General features: G+C 68.9%; 19 protein-coding genes and 1 other RNA gene. 14 read left to right on the forward strand and 6 right to left on the reverse strand.

Annotation, left to right across the window (positions count from 1 at the left end; translation table 11 throughout):
- Window positions 1–35: 35 nt before the first annotated feature.
- Complete coding sequence (locus GobsT_RS04275; RefSeq protein WP_109571293.1) at window positions 36–1145, reverse strand: TIGR02996 domain-containing protein; 1110 nt, start codon at window positions 1143–1145, stop codon at window positions 36–38.
- Between the two features lie 766 nt (window positions 1146–1911).
- On the opposite strand from GobsT_RS04275, the gene GobsT_RS04280 reads away from it, so the two are divergent.
- Window positions 1912–2811: a DUF1559 family PulG-like putative transporter gene (locus tag GobsT_RS04280; RefSeq protein WP_010052290.1), complete on the forward strand. Its 900-nt coding sequence runs from the start codon at window positions 1912–1914 to the stop codon at window positions 2809–2811.
- 397 nt (window positions 2812–3208) lie between these two features.
- Here the strand turns inward: GobsT_RS04280 and purM are convergent, their stop codons facing one another.
- Window positions 3209–4282, reverse strand: a complete 1074-nt coding sequence (purM, locus tag GobsT_RS04285; protein WP_109571292.1) for a phosphoribosylformylglycinamidine cyclo-ligase — start codon at window positions 4280–4282, stop codon at window positions 3209–3211.
- A gap of 387 nt (window positions 4283–4669) precedes the next feature.
- Here purM and GobsT_RS04290 point away from each other — a divergent pair, with 387 nt between their 5' ends.
- From GobsT_RS04290 to GobsT_RS04310, 5 genes are read left to right on the forward strand one after another with little or no spacing between them, the layout of a single operon-like run.
- A complete protein-coding gene (locus GobsT_RS04290) occupies window positions 4670–6205 on the forward strand; it encodes an MBOAT family O-acyltransferase (RefSeq protein ID WP_010051259.1) in 1536 nt (511 codons plus the stop codon).
- Between the two features lie 16 nt (window positions 6206–6221).
- Window positions 6222–7352, forward strand: a complete 1131-nt coding sequence (locus tag GobsT_RS04295; RefSeq protein WP_148087604.1) for a hypothetical protein — start codon at window positions 6222–6224, stop codon at window positions 7350–7352.
- Window positions 7349–8479, forward strand: a complete 1131-nt coding sequence (locus tag GobsT_RS04300; protein ID WP_109571291.1) for a hypothetical protein — start codon at window positions 7349–7351, stop codon at window positions 8477–8479. The genes GobsT_RS04295 and GobsT_RS04300 overlap by 4 nt, the downstream gene beginning before the upstream one ends.
- The gene (locus GobsT_RS04305) at window positions 8469–9671 is read left to right on the forward strand and encodes a hypothetical protein (RefSeq protein ID WP_109571290.1); all 1203 of its coding nucleotides are present in this window, start codon (window positions 8469–8471) and stop codon (window positions 9669–9671) included. Before GobsT_RS04300 ends, GobsT_RS04305 begins: the two co-directional genes overlap by 11 nt.
- Window positions 9668–10798 (forward strand): hypothetical protein, encoded by a 1131-nt coding sequence (locus GobsT_RS04310; protein ID WP_109571289.1) that lies wholly within the window; start codon window positions 9668–9670, stop codon window positions 10796–10798. The genes GobsT_RS04305 and GobsT_RS04310 overlap by 4 nt, the downstream gene beginning before the upstream one ends.
- A gap of 14 nt (window positions 10799–10812) precedes the next feature.
- On the opposite strand, the gene GobsT_RS04315 is transcribed toward GobsT_RS04310, so the two are convergent.
- On the reverse strand, window positions 10813–11703 hold the full coding sequence (locus tag GobsT_RS04315; protein ID WP_109571288.1) for an alpha/beta hydrolase: 891 nt from the start codon (window positions 11701–11703) through the stop codon (window positions 10813–10815).
- A 167-nt stretch (window positions 11704–11870) separates the two neighbouring features.
- Between GobsT_RS04315 and ssrA the strand changes: the two genes are divergently transcribed.
- Window positions 11871–12282: a transfer-messenger RNA gene (ssrA, locus tag GobsT_RS04320) on the forward strand.
- 319 nt (window positions 12283–12601) lie between these two features.
- Here ssrA and GobsT_RS04325 read toward each other — a convergent pair.
- On the reverse strand, window positions 12602–14566 hold the full coding sequence (locus GobsT_RS04325; protein WP_109571287.1) for a hypothetical protein: 1965 nt from the start codon (window positions 14564–14566) through the stop codon (window positions 12602–12604).
- A 340-nt stretch (window positions 14567–14906) separates the two neighbouring features.
- On the opposite strand from GobsT_RS04325, the gene GobsT_RS04330 reads away from it, so the two are divergent.
- The 3 genes from GobsT_RS04330 (at window position 14907) to GobsT_RS04340 (ending at window position 18039) form a co-directional block, all read left to right on the forward strand.
- On the forward strand, window positions 14907–15761 hold the full coding sequence (locus tag GobsT_RS04330) for a hypothetical protein (RefSeq protein WP_010052012.1): 855 nt from the start codon (window positions 14907–14909) through the stop codon (window positions 15759–15761).
- Between the two features lie 518 nt (window positions 15762–16279).
- The gene (locus tag GobsT_RS04335; RefSeq protein ID WP_010052015.1) at window positions 16280–17344 is read left to right on the forward strand and encodes a DUF1559 domain-containing protein; all 1065 of its coding nucleotides are present in this window, start codon (window positions 16280–16282) and stop codon (window positions 17342–17344) included.
- Window positions 17345–17553: 209 nt separating this feature from the next.
- The gene (locus GobsT_RS04340) at window positions 17554–18039 is read left to right on the forward strand and encodes a carboxypeptidase-like regulatory domain-containing protein (RefSeq protein ID WP_010052020.1); all 486 of its coding nucleotides are present in this window, start codon (window positions 17554–17556) and stop codon (window positions 18037–18039) included.
- A gap of 223 nt (window positions 18040–18262) precedes the next feature.
- Here the strand turns inward: GobsT_RS04340 and GobsT_RS04345 are convergent, their stop codons facing one another.
- Together GobsT_RS04345 and GobsT_RS04350 are read right to left on the reverse strand one after the other, a co-directional pair.
- Complete coding sequence (locus GobsT_RS04345) at window positions 18263–19747, reverse strand: DUF1501 domain-containing protein (RefSeq protein ID WP_010049595.1); 1485 nt, start codon at window positions 19745–19747, stop codon at window positions 18263–18265.
- 107 nt (window positions 19748–19854) lie between these two features.
- Window positions 19855–21189 (reverse strand): DUF1501 domain-containing protein, encoded by a 1335-nt coding sequence (locus tag GobsT_RS04350; protein ID WP_010049586.1) that lies wholly within the window; start codon window positions 21187–21189, stop codon window positions 19855–19857.
- Between the two features lie 745 nt (window positions 21190–21934).
- On the opposite strand from GobsT_RS04350, the gene GobsT_RS04355 reads away from it, so the two are divergent.
- The 4 genes from GobsT_RS04355 (at window position 21935) to GobsT_RS04370 (ending at window position 25258) form a co-directional block, all read left to right on the forward strand.
- Window positions 21935–22246 (forward strand): ArsR/SmtB family transcription factor, encoded by a 312-nt coding sequence (locus tag GobsT_RS04355; RefSeq protein WP_010049584.1) that lies wholly within the window; start codon window positions 21935–21937, stop codon window positions 22244–22246.
- 56 nt (window positions 22247–22302) lie between these two features.
- On the forward strand, window positions 22303–22884 hold the full coding sequence (locus tag GobsT_RS04360) for a rhodanese-like domain-containing protein (protein ID WP_010049582.1): 582 nt from the start codon (window positions 22303–22305) through the stop codon (window positions 22882–22884).
- A 90-nt stretch (window positions 22885–22974) separates the two neighbouring features.
- Entirely contained in the window at window positions 22975–23376 is a 402-nt protein-coding gene (locus tag GobsT_RS04365; RefSeq protein ID WP_010049580.1) for a rhodanese-like domain-containing protein, read from the forward strand.
- A 220-nt stretch (window positions 23377–23596) separates the two neighbouring features.
- Window positions 23597–25258, forward strand: a complete 1662-nt coding sequence (locus GobsT_RS04370; protein ID WP_109571285.1) for an FAD-dependent oxidoreductase — start codon at window positions 23597–23599, stop codon at window positions 25256–25258.
- Window positions 25259–26154: the final 896 nt, after the last annotated feature.

The raw sequence follows: 26154 nt of genomic DNA on the forward strand, positions 1-26154 counted from the left end.
GGCGGCTCCCGGGCCTTACGGCTTCCCACTCGTTCTCACACCAGAATTTCCGCCTCCGGGAACCGGTCCTGTAACGCGGCCCGCTGTCCGCTGGTGAGGCCGTTCTCGCGCAAGTCGAGGTGGTACAACTTCACCCGCGGGTCGGCGTTCACCAGGGTGTGAACGGCGTCGGCCCGGAGCCCGTTCCGCGCCAGCCCGAGCCACCGTAGCGGGGGCGTGGTCCGGCGCCGCCCCAATTCGGCCACGATCTCGCGCACCCCGTTGTCGCCGACCTGCTGGCCTTCCAGGTCGAGCAGCCGGAGCCGCTCCCACGGGAACGTGAACCCCAGATCGAGGTACGAGAGCGGCCCCGGGCCGGTCTGCGGCCGCCACCCGAGCCGCAACTCCTCGACCCACCGCACGCACCGGCTCGCGAGCGCCTTTTGCACCTCGTCGGACTTGAACGGGATGTAACTCAGGTCCAGCTTGGTGAACCGCCGGTGGTCGGCGCGCGGCAGCGACTCGGACAGCACCCGCGACAGGTTCGGGATGTCGGCCAGGTCGAGCGCCCGCAGGGCCGGCAGCGCGGGGCCGGCCAGGAACGCCCGGAGCCATTGCACCGGCACCGGGGTACTGCGGAAGTTGAGGTCCGTCAGCGCGCCGAGCTGCGGGCACCCGGCGAGCGGCTCGAAGTAGTCCACGCCGTGACCCAATTTGCTGAAATCGAGCCGGGTCACTCGCGTCAGTTGAGGGGCATCGAACAACGAGTTGAGCGGGGCGTGCGCGACGGTGAGCGCGAACCGCACGACCTGAACCGAGCGGACCGGCTCGGCCGCGAACAGCGCCGCGGCGTCGCGCCCGAACGTGGCTGCGTCCAGGGCCACGTGTTCAACGAAGCCGCGCACGAACTGCCACCCGATGGCCCGCTTCAACAGGTGCCGGGTCCACGTCCCGCGGTGCCGTTCGAGCAGGTGCTGAGCGGCGGTCTCACATTCGCGAGCCTGCGGCGAGTACGGCTCGGCGTGCGCCCCCTCGACCTGAAGCCGCACGAACTGACCGCGATCGGGGTCGCCGTTTTCCTGGAGCCAGTCGGCGTACATGAGACGCGGCGTGTCCTCTTCGGGGTGCTCGAGCACGGCGGCAAGGAGGGAATCGCGGTCATTCATCGGTCGTTCCCCTCGGACACGCACCCCACCCCCAGCCAAGCCGTCACATTTGCGCCGGAGAACGCATACGGATTATGTGGCGGTTCGCCGGACGCGGACTGAAATTTCGTGCGAATGACGGGGGCGAAATATCAGTTTCAGCCGAAAGTCGTTTCTCCACGGCCCGCTGACATAAGCGTGTGAGCCGTTGCGTTAAAATTCACACGGCGAGCTATCTGCGGCGTTAACAGACTCGCAATAGGGGGCAAATCACCAGAGTCGGGTACTCGTTGACGCCAGCGTCTGCCCCTGATGATCTGGTTGAGTTAAATGGGAACTATGGCCATTTCAATAGTTGCGATCGTGCCTCAATGTGTCTTGTAATCGGACTGCGCTGGCGTCTCCGACAACGGAAATGATAAACGCAAGCATAAAGCCCCTCCAGAAAATATCGTGGGCCTCATTCTCGATGTGCTGTTGGTGAGCAGGATGGTTGCGTACAAAATGCTCAGATCTGCCGCCGTTACTTGCGGAAATTCAGCGATTTGAGAAGACGGTGTATGCCAGTGCCTAAAAAAAGGGCACCGCGAAACCTTTGCCAATAAGCCCTTTTCTGAACCGTCCGTGAATTCTGAAAGGTCATGGCGCGATTGCTGCATTTAGCAGTAGTCCAAACTCGTCCATGTCGGTTCGCCCCGATCGCCCTGTCCTCTCCCAACTAAAAGTTGCCCGCACCGCCTTGGACGGTGGTGTACCCCTTTTGGCTCTACCTTTGGAAAGGCCACTAATGTCGGCTCGTCGTTCGCGTAACGGTTTCACGCTGATCGAGTTGCTGGTGGTGATCGCGATCATCGCGATCCTCATCGGGCTCCTGCTCCCGGCCGTCCAGAAGGTGCGCGAGGCCGCCGCCCGGATGAGCAGTCAGAACAACCTCAAGCAGATGGGCCTCGCGATGCACAACCTCGCAGGCGTCCAGAACGATCAGTTCTGCTCCGGCTGGGGCGGCACCCGCGCGACGACCACGACCGCGGACCCGGTGCGGCCGTGGACGTGGCACATCCTGCCGTACATCGAGCAAGAGAACATCTCGAAGGCTGCGAGTCCGCCGCTGACGACCGTCATTAAGACATTCAACGCCCCGAACGACGCCTCGTTCGTCAGCGGCCAACCCCTGACCAGTTACGCCGGTAACGCCCTTGTCCTCGGTATCGCGAGTCCGACGGCTAGCACGTTTCCGGCTCTTGGGACAACCGGGGTTACTGCCAAACTGGTGAACTTGAACTCCATCACCGACGGTACGTCGAATACCCTTCTGTTCGCCGAGCGTTATGCGACGACTACTCTCCCGACTACCGCCTCAACAGTGATCTACGCTGGCGTCGCTGATGCGTCTGCGCAGGTCGCCATCGAGTACATCGCCGCTCAGCACCCGTGGTACGGTACCCGTCCGTCGCACGTGCTATTCGCGCCGAAGTATTTCGCGACTCCGGCCGCACCGTATCCGTTCCAGTCAAAGCCGGCGAACAACGCCGCCAGTGACTTGGTTCCGCACGGCATGTCCTCCGGCACGATGAGCGTCGCGATGTGCGATGGCAGCGTGCGTGGCGTGTCGGCCAGCGTCATTAACTCGACCTGGATTCTGGTGTGTGATCCGAGCGACAACTTCCCGATTCCGTCGAACTGGTAGTGCTCCCGTGCCGCGGCCCATCAGGGCCGCGGCGCTACTTCACGTCCAGAACGTAAATGTCGCTCCCGCCGTCGCGGGCGGATACGAACGGCGGTCGGTGTTCCTTGGGCGAACCCGCGTAAGAGCAGCAACACACTGGGCCGGCGGGCGCCGGGTGCCGTGCAACGGGGGCGGGGTAAATGCGTTGAACACGCGCCTGGTGCCCGTGGGCGCACCGGTAATACAGGACCGGTGCGCCAACGGGCACCAAGCGCGTTCCCAGAGGCGATTGCGTGGCCGGGCGTTACCGTTCGACTTCCGACCGTTCGCCACGCGCGGCGGGCCGGTACGCAAGGGGCACACTTGTGCCCCGCGGCTGAACGGGACGCCACCAAACCGCACCCGCAATCCAGTAGGATTAGTGCATTTCCACGCCCACCGCGCCGTCTTGCACCGCGCCAATGTGCCACGCCGGAACGCCGTCGGCGGCGAGCTGCTGAACGATTCCGTCGGCCGCGGCCGGGGCACAGATCACAACGAACCCCACGCCCATGTTGAACACCCGGAACATTTCGGCGTCGGCCACGTTCCCGCACTTCTGGAGCCACCCGAACACCGGCGGCACGCTCCAGGCGCTCCGCGCGATGTGAACCCGTTTGTCCGGCGGGAGGATGCGGCCGACGTTGTCGGGCAGCCCGCCGCCGGTGATGTTGGCCAGCCCGTGAACCGCGTCGCCGAACGCCCCGAGCACGCGGCGAACCGGCTTCACGTACAGGCGCGTCGGGGTGAGCAGTTCTTCACCCACCGTTTTCCCGAGTTCGGGCACGCGGTCGGCCACGGTCAGGCCCGCGGCTTCGAACGCCACCTTGCGGACGAGGCTGTAGCCGTTGGAGTGAACGCCGCTCGACGCCAGCCCGATCACCGCGTCGCCGCTCTGGATCTTGCGGCCGTCGATGAGTTGGTCGCGCTCCACCACGCCCGCCGCGAACCCTGCGAGGTCGAAATCGCCCGGCGCGTAGAAGTCGGGGAGGATGGCGGTCTCGCCGCCGACCAGCGCGCAGCCCGATTCGAGACAGCCGTCGGCGATGCCTTTCACGAGTTCCGCGGTTAGCGCGGGGTCGTCCTTGGGCATCGCCAGATAGTCGAGGAAGCTGAGCGGCTCGCCGCCGGTGCAGATCAGGTCGTTCACGGACATGGCGACCAGGTCGATGCCGACCGTGTCGAACTTGCCCACCAGTTGCGCGATCTTGAGTTTACTCCCGACGCCGTCGGTACAGGTGACCAGCACGGGGTTCGTGTACCGGCCCGCGGCCGAGAGGTCGAACAGGCTGGCGAACCCGCCCACGCCCTTGCCGCCCTTGCGCGGTGGGAACGGCGGCGGGATCACCCCCGGGCGCTGCGTGCGTGCGACGTGAACCTGGATGCCGGAGATGGTCTGCTCGTACTTTTCGAGGTCCAACCCGGCTTTCTTGTAGTCGTACTGCTCAGGCATCGCAAACCCCTTCGGCCGTTGATCCGCGCCCCGGCTCGCGCGGGTACCGGGTCACCCGCCCGCGACGAGGCCGCTACCCCTTCGGGGCTGAAGAGTTCTTCTTATACGTTTTGCTGGGGCTAAGCAGGCGGTCGTGGTTGCGCTGCACTTTTGACGAGCCGCGACCGCCAGGGAGCGGAATACGTATCCCGCTCCCTGGCGGTCGCGGCTCGTTCCCGAACGTTACAAACATCCCCGACTCCGTGTTCAGGAGCCGCCGGGCGCCCGATTCGTGCCGGTTCGGAACCCGGGGTTGACCCGTTTCTCATCAACCGGCTAGACTCCCCGCCCTTAGCGGTGGTTGCGCCCATAACCGCCGCGCAGAGACGCAACCAAGGACGGTTGGGAATGTCACTTTCGCTACTCGCGTCGGCCGCGCCGCCCGCGGACCCGACGTTCCATTCGGGGTTCGCATACTTTCGCTGGCTCCACGAGCTGCTCCCGGCGCCGTTCTTCCACACGCAGGCGTTTTTAACCTTTTTCGCCCTCATCCTGGTCGCGTACTGGAGCATCCCGCGGCGGTTCCAGATGACCCGCGTGTGGCTGCTGGTGGTCGCGAGCTTCCACTTTTACGCCGCGTGGAGCGCCGAACTCGCGTTCCTCGTCACGGGCACCACGCTCGCCGACTACCTGTTCGGCCGGCTGATGGGGCACGCAACGCGGTCCTGGTTCCGCAAGCTGCTGCTGTACTGCAGCGTCGGGATGAACCTCGGCATCCTGTGCTACTTCAAGTACCGCGGGTTCTTCCTCAACGAGCTGTACGACGGCATGCGGCAGCTCGGTATGAACCCCGGGTTCGCGAAGGTCAGTTTGGAGAACGTCTTCATCCCGTTCGGGATCTCGTTCTACACGTTCGAGGCGATCAGCTACGCGGTGGACGTGTACAAGCGGAAGATCGAGCCGGAAAAGAGCCTGCCGCGGTTCCTGCTGTTCATCCTGTTCTTCCCGCACCTGGTGGCCGGGCCGATCGTGCGCGCCGGCGACTTCCTCACCCAGACCCGGCGCCCGAAGCGGTGGAACTGGGTGCGGGCGCAGGTCGGCGTTCAACTGTTCCTGGTCGGCGCGTTCAAGAAGATGGCGATCGCCGACCGGATGGCCATGTTCTGCGACCCGGTGTTCCAGAGCCCGGACAGCTACAGCTCGGTCGCGGTGTGGTTCGCGGTGCTGGCCTACGCGGTCCGCATCTACTGCGACTTCTCGGGCTACTCGGACATGGCCGTCGGCGCGGCGCACCTGCTGGGGTATAAGCTGACCAACAACTTCAACATGCCGTACCTCGCCGCGAACGTGACCGACTTCTGGCGCCGGTGGCACATTTCGCTCTCGTCGTGGCTCCGCGACTACGTCTTCATCCCGCTCGGCGGCAGCCGCGGGTCGCGGTGGCTGACCTACCGGAACCTGGTCCTCACGTTCCTGATCGGCGGGCTGTGGCACGGGGCCGCGTGGGGGTACATCCTGTGGGGGCTGGCTCACGGGCTCTTGCAGGTGGTCCACAAGTGGTTCAAGGAGTACAGCGAGGACAAGCCGCGGCTCGTCGCTTTCCTGGAAACCTCGTTCGGCACCGGGCTGCGGGTGCTGCTCACCTTCGTCTGTGTGAGCCTGTGCTGGGTGCTGTTCCAGCCCGAGTTGGGCAAGGCGCTGGCCGTTTTCGAGAAGCTGTTCTACGTCCAGCGCGGGCTCGCGCTGCCGCTCAGCAACCGCAGCCTGTGGGCCACGGTGATTTTCCTGTTCCTGTGCCAGTTGCTCGTCCGGTCCGGGGTGTGGGCGAAGCTGTACCCGCGGCTGCCGGCGCCGGTGCTGGGGGTGGGGTACGCCGCGTGCCTGTGCGTGGCCCTGATCCTCGCCCCGGACAGCGGCACCACGTTCATCTACTTCCAGTTCTGATCCGACGCGGGGCGCTGTGAACGTTCGCCACCTGATATCCCCCCGACTGTTCCGCCCGGGGCGGCGCCCGGGGCCGGGTCGCACCCGGCCCCGGGCGCCGCGCCGCGCCGCGGTGGCCCTCGGCGCGGGGGTGGTGGCGTTTGCGGCGGTGCAAGCGGCTCTCGGGGCGCTATCGGCGGTGACGTGGTGGGCCGCCGACCCGGTGTACGAGGACAAGCGGGAGCGGCTCGCGCGGGTCGAGCGATCGGCCCCACCGGGCGCGGCGCGGGTGCTGCTGCTGGGCACCTCGCGCAGCGGGAACGGCTTTGATGCCGGGCGCGTGAGCGGGGCGAGCGAACGCGCCGGCGCGCCGGCGGTGGCGTTCAACTTCGGCGTCCCGGGGGCCGGGCCGGTCACGCAACTCGTGTACCTCCGCCGGCTGCTCGCCGACGGGCACCGGCCGGACGTACTTGTCATTGAGGTGCTGCCCGCGCTGCTCTCGGATGCGCCCGCGGGACCGATCGAGACGCGCGTGCTGACCGGCGACCGGCTGGCGCGCGACGAAGTGGAACTGCTGGCCGGGTACGGGTTCCCCGCCGACCGGCTGCGCCGGCAGTGGCGGGAGGCCGCCGTACTGCCGGTCCACGCGCACCGGTTCAAGTTGGTCAGCCGGGTGGCGCCGGACGCGCTGCCGTGGTCGCTCCAGACCCAGGGCGGGCGCACCCCGGACCCGCACGGGTGGCGGCCGACGCTCGTCGATCAGGTGGGCGACGAGGAGCGCGCCCGGCGAACGACGGACGCCGCGATCGAGTACCGTGAGGCGTTCGCGCACGAACTCCCGGCCGGTCCGGCGGCGGCGGCCCTGCGCGACCTGCTCGCGCTGTGCCGCCGCGAGCGGCTACCGGTCGCGCTGGTGCTGTTCCCCGAGGGGACAACGTTCCGCGCGCTGTACGCGCCGGGCGCCGAGTTACGGTTGCAGCAGTTCCTGGCCGGGCTGAGCGCCGAGTTCGGCTGCCCGGTGACGGACGCGCGGGGGTGGGCCGCCGACGACCAGTTCGTCGACGGCCACCACCTTTTGCGCCCCGGTGCGGACGCCTTCACGGACCGGCTCATCCACGACGCGCTGATCCCGCTACTGAAGTCCCAAGCGGTCGGGGGGCACGAATGACGGCCGCGCCGCCCAACACCCGATTCGCGTTCCGCACCCGCGGGGCTACCGCGCCGGGGCACCGGGAGCGGTCCAGTGCGGCGGCGCTGGCGATCGGCTTCGTGGCGACCGTCGTCGTTCAGTTCGGGATCGGTCAGGCGGTTCGGAGCGCGCCGGAGGCGTTTTCCGACCCGCTGTACCACGACAAGCGCGAGCGGTTGCGGGCGCACCCGGCGGGCGCGCCGGCCGGGGCCGGACGGCCGTTCGCGCTGCTGTTCCTGGGCAGCTCACGCACCTACGACGCGGTCAACGCCGGCGCGGCGGCGGCCGCGCTCACACACGACCTCGGGCGCCCGGTGGCGGCGTTCGACTTCGCGACGTCCGGCGCCGGCCCGGTCACGCTCGCGCTGCACCTGCGCCGGTTGCTCGCCGACGGGGTGGCCCCGGACGCGGTGGTGATCGAGGTGCATCCGGCGTTTCTCGCGTCCCAGGTGTGGCCGCCGTTCGAGACGTGCTGGCTGCGGCCGATCCGGTTGCGCCCCGGCGAAACGTCACTGGCGCGCGACCTCGGCTTCCCGACCGACGCGCCGGGGGCGCACGGCCCCCGGGGGCGGTTGCTCGCCGGGTACGAGTACCGCACGCACCTGCTGGAGCGGTACTGCCCCGAGCTGTCCCCGCTCCCGTACCGGCTCACGAGCGGCCCCGAGACCGACCGGCACGGGTTCGTCCGCGTGCCGGACTTGCTGCCGCGCCAGCGCGAGCGGCTCCGCGCCTGGACCCGCGAGCAGTACGCCCCGTGCTGGACCGGCTACAGCCCGGGCGGCTGCGCCCTGGCGGCGCTGCGCGACGCACTCGGCACGTGCCGCGCGGTCGGCGTTCGCACCGCCCTGCTCGTCACCCCGGAGTCCGCCGAGTTCCGGAACTGGTACGCGGAACCCGGACGGGCACGCATCGCGCCCCTGTTGAACGAACTCGCCCGCGAATTCGAGGCCCCCTTTGTGGACGCACGCGAGTGGCTCCCCGACGACCTGATTGCGGACGGTCACCATTTGACCGGAACCGGCGCGGACGTGTTTACCGAGCGGCTGGTGCGTGACGCGCTCGCGCCGTGGCTGCGCGCTCAAGAGGGGGCCAACCATGAGCGCTGAACCGTGCGAAACGGACCCGACCGCGGTTCCGGGCCGCCGTCCGCAGATCGGCGCGGCGGTCCGGTGGACCGGCCTTCGCCCGCGGGCGGTCCGGCTCCGGCTGGTGGGGCTGGTCCGCGCGCCCCGGTCCCGAACGGTTCGGGCGCCTCAGGCGCGGCGCGCCCGCGCCGCCGTCCTCTGGTTCGCGCTCGCGGTGCTGGTGACCAACGGCGCCGCCCTCGCGGCGCTGGACGCGCCTTGGCCCAACCTGCGCGACCCGGAGTACGGGTGGCGGGTCCGGCGGTTGCACGCCCGCGCCGCCGAGCACCCGGGGCGGCCGCTCGTGCTGGTCGTCGGCTCGTCGCGCACCGGGATGGGGGTGCGCCCGGCGGCCTGGGAGGCGGTCCGCCCCGGAACGGGTGACGACCCGCTCATATTCAACTTCGGCGCGGTCGGCGCCGGCCCGATACAGCAGCTCATCGCGGTGCGGCGGCTGTACGCCGACGGGCTCCGCCCGGATGTCGTGCTGCTCGAGTACTGGCCGCCGCTGCTGCGCCAGGACGGCCAGTTCGCCGAGCAGCACCGCTCGTGGACCCGGTTGCGGTTCGACGACTGGCCCGTCATGCAGGATTACTTCCCAGAACCCGAGCAGACGCGGCGGTTGATGGTGTCATCGCGCGTAAACCCGATTGCCGGGAACCACGCCCGGTGGGCCGCGCTGGCGCTGCCGCGGCACCTGTTAGCGAACCGCCACGCGGACGTGGCGTGGCGCGACCTGGACCGCTGGGGGTGGCTCCCGGGGCCGGACGTCCGCCCGGACGATTCCAAAACCCGCGAGGGCTTTTTGAAGCACCACCGCGAGGACTACCGGCGCCACTTTGACGGCCACACGATTCACCCGGCCTCGGACCGTGCCCTCCGCGAAGCCGCCGGGCTGGCGCGGGCGCACGGTGCACGGGTCGGGTTGCTGTTCTTGCCCGAAGCGAGCGAGTTCCGAACCTGGTACCCGCCGGAGGTGGAGCGGAGCGGGCGCGAGCACCTCGTGACGCTCGCGCGGGACCTGGACGCCCCTGTGATCGACGCCCGCGAGTGGATGGGGGACGAGCTGATCGCCGACGGGCACCACCTGTCGCGGGTCGGTGCGGCGGCCTTTACCGAGCGGCTCGGCCCGGCGGTCGCCCGCGCGTTCCCGGCACCAGGAGGCGCACCGTGACGACCGACGCCCGTCTCAAAGGCCCTTGGGCACGCGCCCCGCGGTGGCTCCGGCGCCCCGACACGCCCCGACCGTTTTCGCCCGCGGCCCCGCGGCGCACCCGCGCCGTGCGCGCGCTCGGGTGGGGAGCGGCGGCGCTCCTTCTGGCGACTGCGGCGTTCTCCGGGGCGATCGAGACGGTTCTGCCGCAGGTGCGAGACCCGGAGTACGGGCACCGCGTGCTGCGCGCGCGGGCGCTCCAGCGCGCGCACCCGGACCGCCCGCTGGTGCTGGCGCTCGGCACCTCGCGGACGCAGAACGCGCTCGACGCCCGCGCGATGGAATTTCCGGACGCGCCCGGGGCGCCGCTGGTGTTCAACTTCGGGCTGTCGGGGGCGCGCCCGCCGAACCTGCGGCTCGCGCTCCAGCGGCTCCGGGCCGACGGCGTGAGCCCGGCGGCGGTGCTGGTCGAGGTGCTGCCCGGGACGCTCGCGGTGAGCGGAGCGGCGGACCCGCTCGTGTTCGACACGGCCGACCGGCTGACCGCGGCCGACCCGGACCGCCTCGCCCCGTACCTCGCCTCCCCGGGGGCGCTGCGCCGCGAGTGGCTCGCGAAGCGGGCGAACCCGTGGGCCGCGCACCGGGTGGCGCTGCTGAGCCACTTCGCCCCCGAATGGCAGCCGTGGCAGGCACGCATCGACGCGATGTGGGAGCAACTCGACGACCGCGGGTTCGGGCGGTACCCCCACGGGAACGTTTCCGACGCCGACCGCGAGCGGCGCCGCGAGCGCGCCCACGAGGCGTACCGCGTGATCGAAGGCGACTTCCGGGTCAGCGAACTTTCGTACCGGTGCTTCCGTGATCTGGTCGCCGACTGCCGCGCCGCGGGGACGCCGGTGGCGTTCTTCCTGGCGCCCGAGTCGCCGGTGTTCAGGAGCTGGTACGGCCCGCAGGCGCGGGCGGAACTGGCGGCCTTCTGCCGGGTGCTGCGCGACGAGTTGGGGTGCCCGGTGTTCGACGCGCCCGATGGTTTTGCGGAGGACGATTTCGCCGACGGGCACCACATGCTCCCGGGCGCCGCCGCGCGGTTCAGCCGGCAACTGGCCGCCACGCACCTCCGCGCGTGGCTCGCAGAGGTGCTCAAGTAACGCCGCAGGCGCCGTTACTTCGCCTTCGGCAGTAGTTCGCGAGCCGTCAGCCAGTCGGAAAGCCGGTCGGGCCAGGTCCCGACCGACTTCTCCCCGCCGGTCCACTTCGGGTCGCTGCCCAAGCCGACGCCGTGCCGCCCCTTTTCGTAAATGTGCATCTCGACCGGTACGCCGGCCTTCTTGCACGCGAGGTAGAAGCGCACCGCGTTCTCCGGCACCACCGCCGTGTCCGCGCTGGTGTGGAAGATGAACGCCGGCGGCCCGTCTTTCTTGACCTGCTTCTCGTTGGAATACAGCTCGATCAGCTTGGCGTCGGGCTTGTCGCCGAGGAGGTTCTTGCGCGAGCCGCCGTGCGTCACCCCGTCCTCCATCGAGATCACCGGGTACGCCAGGATCGCGAAGTCCGGGCGGCAGCTCTCCTTCTCAACGTCGTAGCCGTTCTTAGGATCGCCCTTTTCATAGTGCGTGGCGGCGGTGCTCGCGAGGTGCCCGCCGGCGGAGAACCCCATGATCCCGACGCGGTGCGGGTCGATGCCGTAGTCCTTCGCCTTCGCGCGGACCAGCCGGAGCGCCCGCTGCGCGTCCAGGAGCGGCGCCTCACCGAGCGGCCCCGGCCGGTCCTTCGTCACGATCCGGTACTTCAGCACGAACGCGGTCACGCCCTGTTTGACGAAGAACTCGGCGACCTGCTTCCCTTCGTGGTCGTTGGCGAGGAACCCGTACCCGCCGCCCGGGCAGACGACGACCGCGGTGCCGTTCGGCTTCTCGGGACGGTACGCGGTCAGTTCGGGCTTGTCGGTGGGCGAGTCGCCGACCGCCAGGGGGGCTTTCCCGGGCCACAGGGGGAACGTTTGCGGCGCCGGGTCGGCCGCGGCGGTCGCGGTCAGGAGCAGCAGGGGCAGCATGACGGACTCCGGATGGAGAAAAGAAGCGGTGCTGATGATACCCGGCGTCCGTGCAACCGCCACGCGCCGTTTTCGGTTACGTTCTCGCGGGGCGCAACCGAACTTTTTTCCGCACGGTTGAACCGTATACTACCTGTGCCGCTCTAACGAAGCGGGCACGGTAACTCGGGGGCGATCTGGTATCGACCGGGTGTCGGAAGTGTTCGGTGGCGTGTCGTGGTTGATCAGCTGGCCACGTAAAAAGCCGATCAAAATTTAACTGCTGAACCGCAGTACTCCCTCGCGGCTTAAGTGCCGAGAGCCGTTCTGGCAGCTTCGCCTGAGAGGTGCTAGTCCGGACGCAAGTCAGGCTCGCGGGAACTCGAGGAGAGGGGACAACCACCCGATCCGCCTCGGCGGCCGTTCCTGCTAAAAAAATCTGGCCGATAGTTGTGTCGGGGTCCCGCTCGTAGGAACCCGGTAACAACGAACGTGCGGCGGCCCGTTAAACGGTGCGCCGCAGGAATATACGAGCTACACACGTAGATGCCGGCGCGGAAGCGCCTCGGGACCGGGGTTCGATTCCCCGCGCCTCCACTCAAACGCCACTTGCGCACCCGCGCAAGTGGCGTTTGTCATTGGGTTCTCGCTGATTCCGATTGTTCTGTACGTCACCCTTTTGCTCTGAACTGGTCTGAAGTCAGGCCGCTCTCAGTAGTTTCAAGTTTCACGTTCCAGGTTCCAAGTCGGAACTTGGCTCGTCAAAAAGCTCCGGCGAGTCGTGTCGCTCGTGACTCCACTTGGAACCTGGAACGTGAAACTACTGGGTACTGGAAGAACTAATGGCGACGGCCGCAGAAACGCAAACAGCCCCGGCACCGCCGGGGCTGTTCCGTCGTTGATAACCTTCACGCCGCCCTTACGGGCACGGGTTGCAGGTCGGCACGCACACCGGGACGTACCGCTTTACGCAGGTGGTCACCGTGTACGGCTCCATCGAGCAGGTGGTGTGCGGGACCATCCGGCAGTGGGTTTCGGGCACCACCTTGCAGGTGGTCACCGGCACGCAGCGGACCCGCTCCTCGCACACGTAGTTCACGCGGCACTGGCGGACCACCTGCTGCTTCTCCTCGCACACCCAGCGGCAGGTGGTCACGGGCACGTGCCGCACGCACACCTCCGGCACCTTCTCCACCACGCACCGCGTCTCGTACCGCACGTGGTCCTCCTTCACCAGCCGGCACGTGGTGTAGCACACCTGCCGGGTGATCGTCTCGGGGACCATCGTGCACGTCCGCTTGGTCACATAGCGGACGTGCTCTTCCTTCTCCCAGCGGCACGTCTTGTACGGGATCTGGCACGTCTTCACCTCCGGCACCGAGTAGCACCGGGTGCGGGTCACCATCTTCACGTGCTGCTCGGGCACCATCCGGCAGGTGGTGTACGGCTGGTAGCGCACGTGGTGCTCCGGAACGGTGTAGCACCGGTACCGGGTCTCGGTACGGCTGCACTGCTCGGGCACCATCCGGCAGGTGGTGTACGGGACGCGCTGGACGTGGTGCTCGGGCACCTTGTAGCAGCGGGTCCGGGTCTCGTACCGCACGTGCTGCTCCTTCACCAGCCGGCAGACGGTGCGGCTGCACGCCTTCATCTCCGTCTGGGCCACCTTGCGGCACACCGGCACCTGCACGGTGGTGCAGACCGGCTTGCACACCGTCTTGCACTCCTTCACCACGCGGCACTCTTCCGTCGGCACCCACACCTTCTTGCACACCGTCCGGCCGGGGCACTGCACGGTCTCGTGCGTCAGGCAGCCCGGGACGTACCGGCTGGTGCAGGTGCAGGGGTCGAACACGCACGTGCCCGGGGAGCGCACCGCGCGGGTCACCACGGGGCCGGGCACGTACTCCGTCACCGTCTCGTAGTGGCCGCCGCACACCTTCTCGACGCGCTCGGTGACCACCGGCTCGGTCACGTAGCTGACCCGCTGCTGGGTGACGTAATCGACCTCGGTGCGGTAGGTGGTGACGGGCACGTAGTACGTCTGCGTCTCGTACTCGGGCCGCACCGTGCAGTACGGGATGGCGACCTGGTACTGCTGCGTTTCCGTTCGCCAGGTGGTGTACGGGATCTCGCGCACGTGCTGCTCGTACACCGGCCGCATCACCGTGTACGGGATCTCCACCTGGTACGGCTCGCGGACCGCGCGGTAGGTGGTGTACGGGATCTCGCGCACGTGCTGCTCGTACACCGGCCGGTTCACCGTGTACGTGACGGGCTCCTGGTAGTGCTCCACCACCGGGCGGTTGACCACGTAGCTGTGCGTGCGGACGTGGTGCTCCACCACCGGCTTCATCACGCAGTACGGGACCGCGACCTGGTACTCGTTGACGACCGGCTTCATCACCGTGTGCGACACGTCGCGGACGTGTTGCTCGTACACCGGCCGGGTGGTGCAGTACGGGATCGCCACCTGGAAGCTGCGCGTCACCGGCTTCAGCACCGTGTACTGCTGCTCTTGCAGGTGCGTCTCGTGGACCGGGCGGTTCACCGTGTACGTGCGGACGGTGTCGAAGTGCTCGACGACCGGGCGCTGCACCGTGTACTTCTCGGTGGTGTAGTTGGTCTCTTGAACGGTCTTGTACGTCGTGTACTGCTCGGCCCGGTACTCGGTCTTGTAGACCGGGCGGTAGCACACCTGCTGGTGCTGCTCGACGACCGGCTGGTACTGAACGGTGCTGGTCACGACCGGGGCGGCGCACTGGTCCGGGGTGACGCAGCCGCGCGGGTACCGGCACACGCCGCAGTGGCCCGCGAGGGCGGGGTCCGCCAGCCCCGCCAGGCCGCCCAGCGCGAGCAGCCACAGCCCGAGTTGCTTCCTCATGGTGATTCCTGCGTCCCGGTGCAAATCCGTGATGAACGGGGCGACGAGCCGGCCCGCTGATGAGAAATGTGCATGACGTTGCGGCGTCACAACAGGCGGCTTGTGCGGTTCGTGCGCAGGTCGGCGCGTCCGGTAACGGCGGAACCCGCCCAAAGGCGCCAACCGGACCAGCTCGCGCGCTCCGCACAAGCGGCACAATGCGACGAGTCGCGCTATCCCCACCAAATTCGGGGCGGGCGGGTGGCGCGCGGCTCGCGATTGCTCAACACACGACCGGCGGGAGCCGACCGGCGCACTCGGGGCTTCCGCCCCTCATTCGCCCCGGAGTATCATGAAGCCCATGAGCACCCCGACCGTTCTCGACCGCGAAGAGTACATCGAGCAGGCGTACCTGTTCCGCACCGTGCGCGAGCGGGTCGCCGACAACCAGCCGGCGCAGGAGGTGTTCCAGCGCGTCGCGGACGAACTGCTGTCCACCACCCGCCTCCCCTACGCCGTGCAGTTCGTGGCGTCGGAGCTGAAGCACACCGGCCTGTTGGCGAACGGGTTCGCCAAGCTCCCCCACTACTTCACCGCGTTCCAGGCGTTCGTCATTCAGCAGGCCGAGGACGAGAAGTCCCGGCTGCCGATGCCGACCGCCTTTCTGATCCTCGAGCGCGAGGCCGCCTACCGGGCCAACCAGCCCACGCGGCCGGGGCTGTTCGTGTACCAGTTCGAGACGATCGCGCGCAACCGGCTCGGCTACATCGACGGCCTGGAGGCGATGGCCAGCGACCCGTTCTACGACGCCGACTGGCGGGGCTACTTCGACCAGTTGCGGCGCCTGGTGGGCGAGAAGGACTTCAGCGATCTGGTGTACACGCACTCCGAACTGTTCGTGATCGAGGAGCGGCGCCGGAACCCGGCGTTCGAGCCGCGGCGGCCGGTCATTTTCGGCGAGAAGGAGGGGAAGATCGCGAAGGCGAGCCGCACGCGCGACCCGCTGTACCTGTTCGCGGCGCTCCAGCGGCAGTTGGGCTACCCGGAGGTGCCCCGGTACCGCATCCGCGACGACGCGACCACGAAGATGGAGATCCTGCAAACGAAGCTGCGCGACCTGGAGATGCGGCTGAAGCTGGTGGAGGGCGAGTTGCGCGGGAGCGTCGACCTGAGCCAGTTCGGCAAGCCGGACCTATTACGCGAGAAAGATGATTGATTCGACAAGCGATAGCTTCCGCCGCCCCTGCCCTGCCCTGCGCTCGTGCTCACCGGACGGGGGCAACCGCGCGTTCAGCTCTCGTTCACGGTGCAGGTCTTGGTGCCTGTCTTGGCTTTTTTGTGGCACAGACAGGAATGTCTGTGCCACAAAAACAAAAACCGCCGCGTGTTCGGCTCTGAACAGGAAAAGTGAGTGCCCGCCGAACGTTCGCCGGACACAAGCCTCGGGGCGGCGCCGGCCGGCGTGTGCGGGCGATCAATTGCTATGAACAATTCGAGAATTATTAGCGCATATTTACAGAGAGGTGGCCGTACCGCCGCACGAGAGCTATATTAGATTGCAATCGACGTGACGGCGCTCAGGCGCCGCGTGCGTCGGCCGTCGGCTCGAACCGGGCCGGCGTGGAACCGGTGCGTCGCCGCTCAGGCGCCGCCCGTGCGAGCAGGCTCCCCCCCTTGAATCGGCCCGCGGGACCATCTTTCACCCGATTTTCGCCGACTCCCCGAGCACAGAACATGATTGGCACCCCGAACGCGCGCCCGCCGCGGCGCGGCTTTACCCTCATTGAGCTGCTGGTGGTGATCGCGATCATCGCGGTCCTGATCGGGCTGCTGCTGCCCGCGGTGCAGAAGGTGCGCGAGGCCGCCGCCCGCATGAAGTGCTCCAACAACCTCAAGCAGTGGGCGCTGGCATGCCACAACTACCAGAGCTCCAACAACACCTTCCCGCGGCTCCATAACGACGCGCGCCGGGTGGGCTGGATGGTGGCGGTGCTCCCGTTCACCGAACAAGAGGCGATCAACAACCTCATCAGGCAGGGCGGCACCGCCGCGTCCGTGGACGGCACCACCGCCTTCGCCGCCGGACCCGCGGACGCCTGGAACACCAACTACCGGCCCTGGATGCAGGACATGTCGATCCGCGTGTGCCCGTCGGACCCGCAGGCCGGCCAGGGTGGCGGGACGACCTACTTCACCCGCAACTCGAGCTACCGCGCGTCCCTGGGCGACTACTCGGGCGACTTCGGCCGGACGGACTATCAGCCGAACTTCCGCGGCGCCTTCCGCGAGGAGCGGGGCCTGACGTTCGCGGACTTCACCGACGGCACCAGCAACACCTTGCTGCTCGGCGAGGTGGCGATCTGCGCCGCCGGCGACACCCAGAACGCGAAAACGTCGCTCTGCCTGAACGCGTCCACCCCCGCCGGCGCGCTGGCGGCCGTCGACACGGCGAACCGCCGGAAGCTGCGCAACCCGGGGGCCGACTGGTCCGGCCGGCGCTGGAACGACGCCATCCCGGTCTACAGCGGGTTCCACTCCGCCACGGCGCCCAACACGCCGTCGTGCCTGGGGTGGGGCAGCTCGGACACCAACGCCCCGCTGCTGAGCCTCGGGAGCTACCACTCCGGCGGCGCGATGGTCGCCCTGGGCGACGGCTCGGTGCGGTTCCTCGCCGATTCCATCGACGCCGGGAACGGGACCATCGCCATCTGGGACCTCAAGAGCGGCAAGAGCCCCTACGGCGTCATCGGCGCGATGGGGACCGTTCAGGGCGGCGAGACGGAGAGCTTTGGCGGCTAAGGGGCCGGTAGTTCCAAGTTCCAGGTTCCAGGTCCGGAAAGGCCGCGTCGGAAAGCGGTCGGCTGTGGAACTTGGAACGCTGACACGCGGTATGCTGCGGCGTTCGAACCCACCAGCCGCACACCACATCACAACACTCCTCGCCCCGCCAACGCGCGGGCGCACGTTGGCGGGGCAATTCACAGCGAAAGAAGATGAAAGAAGATCGAATGGGTCACCGATTTTCCGGCCCGCTGCGGCGGGCGCTCGGCCTGCTCCTGCTGGCGTCCCTCGGGCCGCTGGCGTCCGGGTGCGGGGGCGGCGATGCGGTCGAGGTGAAAAAGGTCACGGGCCGGGTGACGTACAAGGGAGAGCCGCTCGGCGGGGCGCTTGTCATGTTCAAGCCGAAGGGCGGCTCCCGCGTGGCCTCCGGGACCACGAACCCGGACGGGTCGTTCGAACTCGTCACGTCGGGGGCGACCCGCAACGGGGCGATGCCGGGCGACTACGACGTGCTGATTTCCAAAGTGGTCGAGGTCGATGCGAAAGGGAACGTGGTCGAGCCCGCGAAGCAGGAGTACAGCCCAACAGCGCGCCAGGAGCGCACGAAGCAGAAGTCGGTGATCCCCGAGAAGTACAACAACCCGAAGGCCCCGCTGCTCTCGGCGACCGTAACCGACAAAGGCAACACGTTCACCTTCGAGCTGACGGACTGACGTCGTTTGGTACCCACGCCGGAGGTGGTTCGCGCGTCGGGCGTAGACCTACCCCCCGGCCCCCTCCCTGAAGGGAGGGGGAGGAAGACACGGGCGAACGCGAAGCGAGGCGCGCGCCTTCCGTGCCGGGACCACTCCTCCCGGCGCCACCCCCTCCCTTCAGGGAGGGGGCTGGGGGGTAGGTCTGCGCCCGACGCCCGAACCACCTCCACGCGCGGGAGTCTCACGCGAGCAGTTCGCTCCGCACGCGCCCGACGCCGCCGATCGCGTAGGGGCGGCCCACGCGGTCGTGAATCTCCGCCTGCGGGTCGATTCCGAGCACGTGGAACAGGGTCGCCACCACGTCCTTCGGCGAGAACGGCGTTTCGGCGACGGTGCCGCCGATGCGGTCCGTCTTGCCCACCACGCGGCCCTGCGCGAACCCGGCGCCGGCGAACAGCCCCGAGTACGCCCCCGCCCAGTGGTCGCGCCCGCCGCCGGCCACGTTCTGCACCCGCGGCGTGCGGCCGTGCTCGCTCATCACCACCACGGCGGTGTCGGCCAGCATCCCCCGGGCCTCCAGGTCGCCCAGCAGCGCGGTCAGCGCCGTGTCGAGGCCCGGCCCGAGTTCGTCCTTGAGGCGCGGGGTCTGGTGGACGTGGGTGTCCCAGCCGGTGTTCACGAGGCCGTACTCGTCCCAGCACACTGTCACGAACTTCCCGCCCGCCTCCAGCACCCGCCGCGCCGCCAGGCACGACTGACCGAACAGCGTCATGCCGTACCGGTCGCGCACCTTTTCCGGTTCGCGCTGAACGTCGAGCGCGTCGCGGAGCTTGCTGGAAACCAGCACCGTGCGGGCCATCGCCCGGTGCCGGTCGAACGGCGTGTCTTCGCTCCGCGAGTCCGCGACGCGGCGCGCGGCGTCGAGCTGGTCGAGCAGCGACGTGCGGTCGTTGAGCCGGTCGAGGGTGATGGCGTCGTCCGGCTTCACCGACTCGAACCGGTCGGTGGGGCGGATGCCCGCGTAGGGGTCGGCCACAACCTTCTTGGGGTTGCCCGGGTCGCCGGAGTCGCGCTCGATCTCGCGCGTGCCCGACGCGCGGAACTCGGCCCAGACGGTGTCGTAGGCCGGCCCGAGGAACCCGCCGAACGGCCCGGGCCGGGACGGCCCGCGCTTCGAGCCGAACGGGAACGGCAGCCAGTAGTTCCGCGGCACCGCCGGCCGCGGGTCGTCCTTCGCGCCGAGGTAGTCCACCACCGACCCGATGAACGGCCAGTGCCGCGGGTCGCGCACGTTCCCCTCAAGGGGCAGGTCGGTCGTCGGGACGCCGGTGAACGCGAACGCGGTGCCGTGGATCGGGCTGTTGTGCGTCAGCGACCGCAGCACGGTGACGCGGTCGAGCTGCCGCGCGAGCTTCGGGAAGATCTCGCCGACGCGCACCCCGGGGAGGGCGGTCTGAATCGAGCCGAGGGGGCCGCGAACCTCCGCGGGCGCGTCGGGCTTGGGGTCGAAGGTGTCGATCTGGCTCGGCGAGCCCCACAGGTACAGGAGGACGCACCGCTTCGCGCTGCCGAAGCCGTTCGCGGTCGGGTTGGCAGGTTCGGGCGCCGCCGCGCGGGACCACCCTTCCAGCGACAGCCCCAGCGGGGCGAGCGCGCCGACGTGCAGGAGGTCGCGCCGCGTGAGGCCGTCGCAGAACACCTTTTTCGAGCCGAGGACGCGCAACATATCGAACCTCACGCGAAACGGTTGCGGCGTGACGGGAGCGCGGCACGCTGGCCCTCACGCAACCATCCCCGTGAAGCCAGCGCGGCCGAAGTCCTACCGGTAAGGCCTCACTTGTTCTGGAACAAGATGTCCATCGGCGTGCCGGGGCAGACGCGGGTGGGGCGGTTCTGCGGGTCGCGGATCTCGCTCTCGGGATCGACGCCGAGGGCGCGGTAGATGGTCGCCCCGATGTCGAACGGGGTGTACGAGGTGGTCACCGGGCTCGTGCCGCTGCGGTCGGACTTGCCGATGACGCGCCCGCCGACCACCCCGCCGCCGGCGAACAGCCCCGAGTAGACCCGCGCCCAGTGGTCGCGGCCGGGGATCGTTTCGCCGGGCAGCGTCGAGACCTTGGGCGTGCGCCCGAACTCGCCCGACACCACCACGAGGGTTTCGCTCAACCGGCCGAGCGCGTCCAGTTCGTCGACGAGCGCCGCCAGCGACTGGTCCAGCCACGGCAGCAGCCGGGTTTTGAGCTTGCCCCAGTTGTCGACGTGCGTGTCCCAGCTCTGCACGATGCCCATGTTGGCCTGGACGATCGGCACGCCGCTCTCGATCAGCCGGCGCGCGAGAAGGAGCGACTGCCCGAACTGGTTGCGGCCGTACCGGTCGCGAATTTTGTTCGGCTCGCGGTCGAGGCGGAACGCGCCCGCGACGCGGCCCGAGTTGAGCAGCTCGAACGCCCGCCGCTGGTGGTCGCGGAACGCGGGGTCGCCGGTGCCGGTCGATTCGAGCTGCTCCAGCAGCCCGCGCCGCCCCTCGACGCGCACCGGGTCGGTGCCGTCCGGCAGCGCGAACGCGTCCATCTTGAAGTTCGGCGCGCTGGGGTCTTGCGCCACGAGCATCGGGTCGGCGCCCGGCCCGAGGAACCCGGCGTGCTGGCCGGGCCAGGTGAGCGGCCCTTCGATGAGCGCGTGCGGGAGCACCACGCCGTTGGGGATGCCGTCCTTGCGCGGGCGGAGGTGGTTCAGCCCGGCGGCGTAGCACGGCCAGTCGCGGCGCGAGAGGACGTTGTCGAGGTCGGTCTGCCGCTGGTTGGGCATGGTCGAGCCGGTCAGCAGCCGGTGCGTCCCGGGCAGGTGCCCGTTCTCGCCGTGCGACAGCGACCGCACCAGCGCCCAGTGCCGCATGCGCGCGGCGAGCAGCGGCAGGTGTTCGCAAATCTGGACGCCCGGGAGGGTGGTCTGGCGCGGCGTGAATTCGCCGCGCACCTCGGCCGGCGCTTCCGGCTTCATGTCGAGCGAGTCGAGGTGACTCAGCCCGCCGGTAAGGTTCACGAGGATGACCTGCTTCGCCTTGCCTTCCGTGCTGGCGAGCGCGGGGCGCGGGAGGGCCAGCCCGACGGCGGCACCGGCGCCGAGTTTCAAGAAATCGCGCCGTGCGAGGTGTGAAAGGAGTGACATCGCGACTCCGGCGGGATGGCGTGGAAGCGGGAATTACTGGCGGGGCACCAACTGTACCACAAAACGGCCGACGAAAGCAACCGCCGATTCCGGACATTTGCGCGAGGTTTTGAGCGCGGAGAAGTGAGCCAGGAGCGTGAACCGCTGGGTGATACCGCCCGATCAGACGGCGTGTCGAAACGGGTCGGCGTGTCGGCGGGCCGTTCCCTGGGACCGCGGACATCCCGTCCGCTGTTACGCGGGTGGTGTCGGACCGGCCCGGGCGGAATCGGGTGCGCACACCGGGTGCCCCGTTGGTGGCGGCCGGTGATCGTCAGTTGGGGGCTCGGTCCGACGGACGGGGGCTGGCCGGGTGGTTCCGGTCGAGGTGGCGGCGGTGCGCGGGGCCGGTGCGGCCGAGCGGGCGCCAGATGAAGCACCGGGGCGAGCACACCGCACCGGCCGGCCCCCGGACGGGACGAGCGGCGAGCGGCTCTCGACCGGATGCGCACACACGACCTCGCGGAACTCGTGGCCCGGGCCAAACGGGGCCGGCCCAACATCATCAGGCCGTAGTCTCTTGACCGCCCGTGCGGGTTCCACCGCCTCGATCAACCCCATCGCCCGCAACCTTGTCCGGGCGGGTTTGAGCCGTGGGCGTGGCCGCGTCTCACTCCCACCGTGCTCTCCCACAGCGACGAGGCGAAAACGACTCATCCTTGACATGTCTAAATGTCGAGATATATTTCATTGCAGAGGAGACGGTATGACCTCCGACACCCTGATTGACCTCGACCGTCTGAGTCAGGCGGCAGAATGCCTGAAGACGCTCGCCCACCCGCACCGGTTGCGGATCGTGGAGATGCTGCTCAGGGATCGGTACACGGTCGGGGAACTGGCCGAGGCGTGCGATATTCCCAGCAACATCGCTTCCGGCCACCTTCGGTTGATGCAGAGGTGCGGGTTCCTCGCCCCCGAGCGTGACGGGCGGAAGGTCTACTACAAGATCACCGAGCCGTGCCTGGGTAAGTTCCTCGGTTGCATCCGCGAGCGGTTCGCCGGCCCCCCAGCCGGCTGATTTCGCGCCGCATATGTCTTTAGATCTCGACATTAACACCTTTCGGGAGGGCTTTCATGGAAGTCACGACCATTAGCCCGCACGACCTCGCCGCGAAGCGGCAGGGCGGCGAGGCGGTCGAACTCATCGACGTGCGGACCCCGGTCGAGTACCGCGAGGTCCACTGCCCGTTCGCCCGCAACGTGCCGCTGTCCGATCTCGACCCGGCGGCGGTCATGTCCGCCCGCACCGGCCCGGCGGACGCCCCGCTGTACGTCATCTGCAAGTCGGGCGGTCGGGGGCGGCAGGCGTGCGAGAGGTTCCTCGCGGCGGGGTACGCGAACGTGGTCAACGTCGCGGGCGGCACCGCGGCGTGGGTGGAGTGCGGGCTGCCCACGAACCGGGGCAAGAAGGCGATCGCGCTCGAACGGCAGGTGCGGATCGCCGCCGGCCTGCTGGTTTTACTGGGCGCAGTGCTGGGCGCGTTCGTTCACACGTACTTTATTGGGCTGTCGGCGTTCGTCGGGGCCGGACTGGTGTTCGCCGGCGCCACCGACACCTGCGGCATGGGGATGGCCCTGGCCCGGATGCCGTGGAACCGGGTCGCTCCGACGGCGAGCGGGGCCGGCGGGCCGTCCTGTGCGGTCAACCGGCCCTGAGCCCCGGCCGGCGCGGCCCGGGAGACGTACTCGTTCTGAAGCCGCCGGCGGGCGGTGGCGACGTGGGGCGGCAACTCGGAGGAGATGGCGATGCGGATTTCGATCCTGTTCGGCGCGACGGTCGTGGGCTTGACCGTGCTGGTGGCCCCGGCGGGTGCGGCGGACCACACGAAGGACACAACCGACGCGGTCAAAAAGGCACTCGCCGACGATAAGGCGGTGCTGCTCGACGTGCGCGAGAAGGCGGAGTGGGACGACGGCCACCTCAAGGACGCCAAACTGCTCCCGCTGAGCACCCTCAAGGGCGGGGCGAAAGCCGAGAACGTGGCCAAGATCGTCCCGAAGGACAAGGTCGTCTACCTGCACTGCGGGTCCGGCGTCCGGTGCCTGAAGGCGGCGGACGAACTGAAGAAACTCGGCTACGACGTGCGCCCCCTGAAGCCCGGCTATGCCGACCTGCTTAAGGCCGGATTCGCCCCCGCCGGCAAGTGACCCGCCCCCGAGATCGCCGTTCCCCGAGCGAACGAGAAGTTGACTGCGGGGCCGGGACCGCGCTGTTCGCGGACGTGGTCGAGTAAGGGCCTCGCCGGGTGCGGGTTCCACGTCAAGCAGAGCCACATGATGGCCTTCGAGACGGTCGGTCCAAAGGCCACGAGCGAAACGTGAGCACGCCGCACCGGAGCCGCCCGCCTGAACCTGAAAGGACACTCTCATGAAGCTCGTCATTGTCGGCGGCGTGGCCGGCGGCGCGTCGGCTGCGGCCCGCGCCCGCCGCCTGTCGGAGGACGCCGAGATCCTGCTGCTCGAACGCGGCCCGGACGTGTCGTTCGCCAACTGCGGGCTGCCGTACCACATCGGCGGGGTCATCCCGCAGCGGGACAAGCTGCTCGTCACCACCCCCGAGCGGCTCCGCGAGCGGTTCCGGCTGGACGTGCGGACGCGGAGCGAGGTGGTGGTCATCGACCGGCGGAAGAAGGCCGTCCGCGTTCGCGATCTCACCTCGGACCGCGAATACGAGGAGACCTACGACAAGCTGATCCTCGCGCCCGGTGCCGCCCCGATCCGCCCGCCGGTGCCGGGGGCCGACCTCCCGAACGTGTTCACCCTCCGTGCCCTCGCGGACACCGACCGCATCAAGTCCCTGGCGGACGGCGGCATTCAGCGGGCCGTCGTCGTCGGGGCCGGGTTCATCGGCCTGGAATTGGCCGAGAACTTCGTGCACCGGGGCATCGCCACCACGGTTCTCGACCGCAACCGCCAGGTGCTCCCCCCGTTCGACGCGGAGATGACCACGCCCCTGCTCGCGGCGCTCCGCGAGAAGGGCGTCGAGGTGCTGCTCGGCCAGACCGCCGAGGCCATCGACCCGGACCGGGACGGCCTGAGAATCACGCTTACGTCCGGTGACACCCGCACCGCCCAACTCGTCGTGCTGGGCGTCGGCGTGCGGCCCGAGAACGCCCTCGCGGTCCGGGCCGGACTCGAAGTCGGGCCGCGCGGCGGCGTCCGGGTCAACGAGTACCTTCAGACCACCGACCCGGACATCTTCGCGGTCGGGGACGTGATCGAGACGACGGAGGTGGGCACCGGGGAACGCACCCAGGTGCCGCTCGCCGGCCCGGCGAATCGTCAGGGCCGGATCGCCGCCGACAACGCCTTCGGGCGGGCAACGAAGTACCGCGGCACGCAGGGGACCGCCATCCTCGGCTGCTTCGGCACGACGGCGGCGATGACCGGGCAGTCGGAGAAGGCGCTCCAGCGGTCGGGGCGGCCGTACCGCAAGGTGTACGTCCACCCGGCCCACCACGCCGGGTACTACCCCGGTGCCGAGGGCATGACGCTGAAGGTGATCTTCGACCCGGCGACGGGCAAGCTGCTCGGCGCGCAGGGCGTCGGCGGGGCCGGGGTGGACAAGCGGATCGACGTGCTGGCGGTGGCGGTCCAGGCGGGGATGACGGTGCTCGACCTCGAAGAGACGGAGCTGTGCTACGCCCCGCAGTTCGGCTCGGCGAAAGACCCGGTCAACATGGCGGGCTTCGTGGCCGGCGGGCTGCTGCGCGGCGACCACCCGCAGACCGACTGGGAGTCGGTCGCGGCGGCGGCGGACAAGCCGCTGCTCCTCGACGTGCGGACGCCCACGGAGTTCGCGAGCGGTCACATCCCCGGCGCCCTGAACATCCCGGTGGACGACCTCCGCCGTCGGCTCGCCGAACTGCCCAAGGGCCGGCCCATTGTCGCGTACTGCCAGGTCGGTCAGCGGGGCTACCTCGCCACCCGCATCCTGATGCAGGCCGGGTTCGCCGTGTCCAACCTGGGCGGCGGCTACAAGACGTACCTGTTGCACGCGCCCGCTCCCCCGACGGCAACCACCCGATGACGCGAAATACACGCGGGGTTGCGACCAAATCCGGTTGAAGAGTAACCGCTCGGCAGGGTGTCGGTTGCACCCGCCCGCTGACGCAGGCGGTTCGACGAACCATGGTCGAACCGCCTGCGTTAGCGGGCGGGTGGCGCTCCCAACCACCGTTACTCTTCAGTCGGATTTGGTATGAGGCAACAGTCCGGAAACGCGAAGGGGGCCAGTAGTTTCAAGTTGGCGATCCGGGATTGTGGCTCTCATGCACGACGGAAAATGTATGGCTCGCGCCTGCTTCTGATATCAAACCATGAGCCAGCAAGAGCGGGCAAGCGGTGGCCAGTGCCCACTGCCGCCCACAGCAGTCGCACCACCCCGTCCGTTGTCGAGACCCGTCAGTTGATCCAGCAACCGGGCGGCCACGTCCGCCATGGGCTCCTTCTCGCCCGCCGCGGTCAGCCCGAGGGGGTACCGGTCGGGCGCCCCGATGAGGCAGGCGGTGGCGTCGGTGTGGAACGTGTGGGTGCACCCGTCTCCTCGGCCCGGGTGGTGTCCCGGTTCGGTTTCCCGAAATACCCGGTCCGGTGGTAATCGATCGCGACCCGGGCGGCCCGTTTCCGTTTCCCGAGCGGGGCGCGACGTGCCGGCTGGAGCCACCGCTCGAGGGTGCGACTACGCTCGGGGGGCGCGAGGTACAAGCAATCCCAGATGGCTTGCCCGGATGGGGCCGACGCGATGGCCGCACACGCGGCAGCTACCGACCGGGCAAACGCGGCCGCGAGACCGCCCGCCACACGGCCCCGGGGCGCAAGTGCGGCGCCGCTTGGGCAACTGGACCGGCGACCGAGCCAGTCGGTGAGAACCGGGCGCAAGTGGCGGGTGGCGTGAACCGGGGTTGCTCGGATAGACTGATTTGC

The sequence above is a fragment of the Gemmata obscuriglobus genome (assembly GCF_008065095.1).
GTDB classification, from domain to species: domain Bacteria; phylum Planctomycetota; class Planctomycetia; order Gemmatales; family Gemmataceae; genus Gemmata; species Gemmata obscuriglobus.

Excerpts from the sequence above, each read along its gene's own strand:
- GobsT_RS04290 (WP_010051259.1), top strand. The coding sequence starts at position 4,670 with ATGTCACTTTCGCTACTCGCGTCGGCCGCGCCGCCCGCGGACCCGACG.
- GobsT_RS04335 (WP_010052015.1), top strand. The coding sequence starts at position 16,280 with ATGATTGGCACCCCGAACGCGCGCCCGCCGCGGCGCGGCTTTACCCTC.
- GobsT_RS04275 (WP_109571293.1), bottom strand. The coding sequence starts at position 1,145 with ATGAATGACCGCGATTCCCTCCTTGCCGCCGTGCTCGAGCACCCCGAA.
- GobsT_RS04360 (WP_010049582.1), top strand. The coding sequence starts at position 22,303 with ATGGAAGTCACGACCATTAGCCCGCACGACCTCGCCGCGAAGCGGCAG.
- GobsT_RS04365 (WP_010049580.1), top strand. The coding sequence starts at position 22,975 with ATGCGGATTTCGATCCTGTTCGGCGCGACGGTCGTGGGCTTGACCGTG.
- GobsT_RS04350 (WP_010049586.1), bottom strand. The coding sequence starts at position 21,189 with ATGTCACTCCTTTCACACCTCGCACGGCGCGATTTCTTGAAACTCGGC.
- GobsT_RS04330 (WP_010052012.1), top strand. The coding sequence starts at position 14,907 with ATGAGCACCCCGACCGTTCTCGACCGCGAAGAGTACATCGAGCAGGCG.
- GobsT_RS04305 (WP_109571290.1), top strand. The coding sequence starts at position 8,469 with ATGAGCGCTGAACCGTGCGAAACGGACCCGACCGCGGTTCCGGGCCGC.
- GobsT_RS04370 (WP_109571285.1), top strand. The coding sequence starts at position 23,597 with ATGAAGCTCGTCATTGTCGGCGGCGTGGCCGGCGGCGCGTCGGCTGCG.
- GobsT_RS04355 (WP_010049584.1), top strand. The coding sequence starts at position 21,935 with ATGACCTCCGACACCCTGATTGACCTCGACCGTCTGAGTCAGGCGGCA.
- GobsT_RS04340 (WP_010052020.1), top strand. The coding sequence starts at position 17,554 with ATGGGTCACCGATTTTCCGGCCCGCTGCGGCGGGCGCTCGGCCTGCTC.
- GobsT_RS04325 (WP_109571287.1), bottom strand. The coding sequence starts at position 14,566 with ATGAGGAAGCAACTCGGGCTGTGGCTGCTCGCGCTGGGCGGCCTGGCG.
- purM (WP_109571292.1), bottom strand. The coding sequence starts at position 4,282 with ATGCCTGAGCAGTACGACTACAAGAAAGCCGGGTTGGACCTCGAAAAG.
- GobsT_RS04280 (WP_010052290.1), top strand. The coding sequence starts at position 1,912 with ATGTCGGCTCGTCGTTCGCGTAACGGTTTCACGCTGATCGAGTTGCTG.
- GobsT_RS04300 (WP_109571291.1), top strand. The coding sequence starts at position 7,349 with ATGACGGCCGCGCCGCCCAACACCCGATTCGCGTTCCGCACCCGCGGG.
- GobsT_RS04345 (WP_010049595.1), bottom strand. The coding sequence starts at position 19,747 with ATGTTGCGCGTCCTCGGCTCGAAAAAGGTGTTCTGCGACGGCCTCACG.
- GobsT_RS04315 (WP_109571288.1), bottom strand. The coding sequence starts at position 11,703 with ATGCTGCCCCTGCTGCTCCTGACCGCGACCGCCGCGGCCGACCCGGCG.